Origin of the sequence: Aphanothece microscopica RSMan92 (assembly GCF_046613545.2) — a bacterium.
Lineage (GTDB): Bacteria > Cyanobacteriota > Cyanobacteriia > PCC-6307 > Cyanobiaceae > NIES-981.
Genome location: NZ_JBKKKY020000126.1, coordinates 1 through 3,074 on the forward strand (window position 1 = coordinate 1; position 3,074 = coordinate 3,074).

The window sequence follows — 3,074 nt, forward strand, 5'->3', positions numbered from 1 at the left end:
CTGGCTCGGCGGCAGCGCCCTGGCCCAGGAGTTCCAGCAGGCCAAGGGCCACGGCCTCTCGCTGGTGCTGCTCAACAGCTGCTCGGGTCTGGACCTGGCCCACTGCTGCACCGCCGCCGGCATCCCCTGGGCCCTCTGCTTCCGCGAGGCCGTTCCCACCACCGCCGCCTCCCTGGCCTTTTCGCAGCTGCTGGGGGCGATGGAGCGCGGCCGCAGCTTCCCCGCCGCCCTGCAGCACACCCGCCAGGCCCTGCAGGAGAGCGGTCCGGCCGGCTGTCACCTGCTGCTCAGCGGCATGTGCGCCGGAGGTGCTCCTGAGCTGCATCTGCCCCTCAGTGCCCGCCGCCGCTTCCGCCTGCGGCTCGCCAGCAGCACGCGCCGCCAGGCCATCGCCGCCGCGGCGCTGCTGGCAGCGGCCGCCGCCGCTGAGCTGCTGCCGGCCAATCCCCTCAGCACCTATCTGCTCGATCGCCGCCTCCATGTGCAGCGCCTCTGGCGGGGGGCCACCGGCCAGCCCGGCCCCCTCAGGCCCTCCCTGCCGGTGCTGTTGCTGGATGAGCGCCGCGTCTACAAGGAGCTGCAGGTGGAGGCCACCCCGGGGCGGGTGTCCCGCGCCGCCCTGGCGGAGGTGCTGCGGCGCACACCGCCAGGGGCCGTGCCGGTGGTGGGGCTGGATGTGGTGCTCGACGAGCCCGCTCCCCACACCACCGAGCTGGCCGCCGTGATCCACCGCCAGCGGCGGCGGCAGGTGCTGGCCGGCTGGCTGGGAGCCGGCGCCGGGGCCAGAGCGGCCGGGGTGCGCTCCCAGCCCCTGGAGGCACTGCGGCAGGCGGGGTTGCAGGCCCGCGATCTGGGCGTCGGCACCCCCGCCGGCCGGGCCGATCGCCAGCCGTTGCCCCTGCAGCTGCTCTGGGAGGTGAACAGCCGCAACTTCGCCTCGGCCGTGAGCGCTGCACCCCAGGTGCGCATGCCGCCCGAGGCGGTGATCGACTGGTCGATCGAGTGGACACCGCTGGTTCGGCCCATCGGCGTGGACGAGCTGGGCGAGCTGCGGGCCCCGGCGCTGGTGGTGGGCACCGACGGCACGATCGATCGCGACCAGAGCGATCTGTTCACGGCCCCCGCCGCGATCCGCCCCGCCCTGGCCGTCTGGGGCGGCCCCAGCGACGTGATCCCCGGCGCTCTGGTGCAGGCGGTGCTGGCCCAGAGCCTGGCGTTGCGCCACTGGCTCACACCGATCACGCTCAGCGGCTGCACGGCCCTGGCCGCGGGGCTGGGGGTGCTGCTCGCCGCCGCGCTGCCGGAGCGGCGGCATCGTGGGGTGGCTCTGGGCGCGGCAACCCTGCTCACCCTTCCCCTCAGCCTGCAGCTGGCCACCACCCGTCTCGTGCTGGTGCCGATCGTGCTGCCCCTGGCTGCCCTCTCCGCCACTTCCCTGCTGCGCCGCCACTGAGATGCCCAGCCGTCATCCCGTCGTCCATCCCGCTGCCCTGGCCACCAGCACCGCCCTGGCCCTGCTGATGGCCCTCAGCCTGGCCGGCAGCCCTGGCGCCGCCCTGGCCGACAGCCAGCCCACGCTGCTGCAGCAGCTGCGCGAGCTGATCGGCTACAACCCGCGCCAGGCGGTGGGCGGCAGCCGCAGCGGCAGCGCCGCCAGCGTGTGTCTGATCACGCCGCGCTTTGCTGATCGGGCCGATGGCGTGCCCCAGGCTGTGGTGGCCCTGCCCAGCCCCACCCTGCTGGCGGCAGGAGCCCTGAACGAGGTGCGGCTCCAGCAGAACGGGCGCATCCTCTGGCAGCGGCGCACCTCCTCCAGCGAACCGATCGAGGGCCCCATCGCCTGGCCCCTGCCGCCCCTGCGCCCCGGGGAGACGATGCTGCTGCGCCTGCGGCCCCGGGGTGCGGCCGGCTCCGACTTCGCCGACATCCAGCTGGTGGCGGCCGGCGAGGCCGAGCAGCAACGGGCCCTCTCCCTGCTGGGCGATCCAACCTCCCGGCTGGAGGTGATCGAACGCGAGGCCCGCGCCGGCAACACCGCCCTGGCCTCCGAGCTGCTCTTCTCGCCGTTGGAGCAGCCCCCTGAGGGGCTCACCGAGCTCCAGCAGCTGCTGATCACCCAGGCCTGCGGAATCACCCCAGCGGGGCCCTAACGAGAGGAGGGCAGAGTTTCACCGCTCTGTCGATGATCGACAGCCTCTTTCACATCACCCATCTCAACAACGTGCCCGGCATCCTCAGTGAGCTAGCAATGCATAGACCACCTTAGTGAAGATGTGGCGCGCAAAATACCGACGAAGCACGGCACCATCGCATCTAGGCGATTTCGAAGCTCCTTTCGCTTCCCTAGGCGCGCATCCTTACAGCGCTCAGTTCCACATCACCCTTCTCAGGGGAATTTCTTAATCCGCTGAAATTCGACATGGACTCAGGGGACTTCTTCATGCCATGCCGCAACTCATCTAGGCGAGCGAGGCCAAGATCAATTGGCAGATAGGCCGTCCGCAGAATAACCGAACCTAATTAGCGATCTCTTCTGACATCAGGCTTAACACCAAAATACAAACAGACGTTAGCCATAGCCCGCTACATCTCTAGGGTCGGGTATCCACGATATAACCTTGGTGTGCCAAAGGCTGGTAATCGCAGAACCCCGATGACCACCAAGCGTTCCAAGGCCGTACCTAGGGCGATCGAGATGGGCGATTTAAGCTAAGACTCAGGGATAAGGGCGCCAAAGCAATTTTCGCAAGCATGTAGCGAGAAGCAAGCTAAGCATTCCAGCCTTGATCTCATGACTGAACGTGTCTGCCAAGAGAAATAAGGGCACAACGACACCTTCAAGCAATCAAACCCCCATCAATAAGCAGCTACGGTGCGACTCAATGATTCTTCCGCATGGCAGGCAATACACAAGGAATGCGTCCTCCCATTCCGCAAGTCTTAAGACTTGCCCCCCCCCCAATCACAGCCTTATAGGCTCCGTGGAAGCATCTAAGACTTTTTATCAAGATACTCCCTGCACTTAGCATTCTTCTTGGTGATATGACCAAGCCAATGCTTCACGCCAACAAAGA

General features: G+C 67.6%; 1 protein-coding gene and 1 pseudogene. Both read left to right on the plus strand.

All coding sequences use genetic code 11. The features are described 5' to 3' along the window. Nucleotides 1-1,453, plus strand: a pseudogene (locus ACLD7X_RS16210) (hypothetical protein); the annotation flags it as partial. A 1-nt stretch (nt 1,454) separates the two neighbouring features. After that, nucleotides 1,455-2,150 carry a hypothetical protein gene (locus tag ACLD7X_RS16215; RefSeq protein WP_411424719.1) on the plus strand — a complete coding sequence of 232 codons (696 nt, stop codon included), beginning with the start codon at nt 1,455-1,457 and terminating at the stop codon, nt 2,148-2,150. The last annotated feature ends 924 nt before the right edge of the window (nt 2,151-3,074 follow it).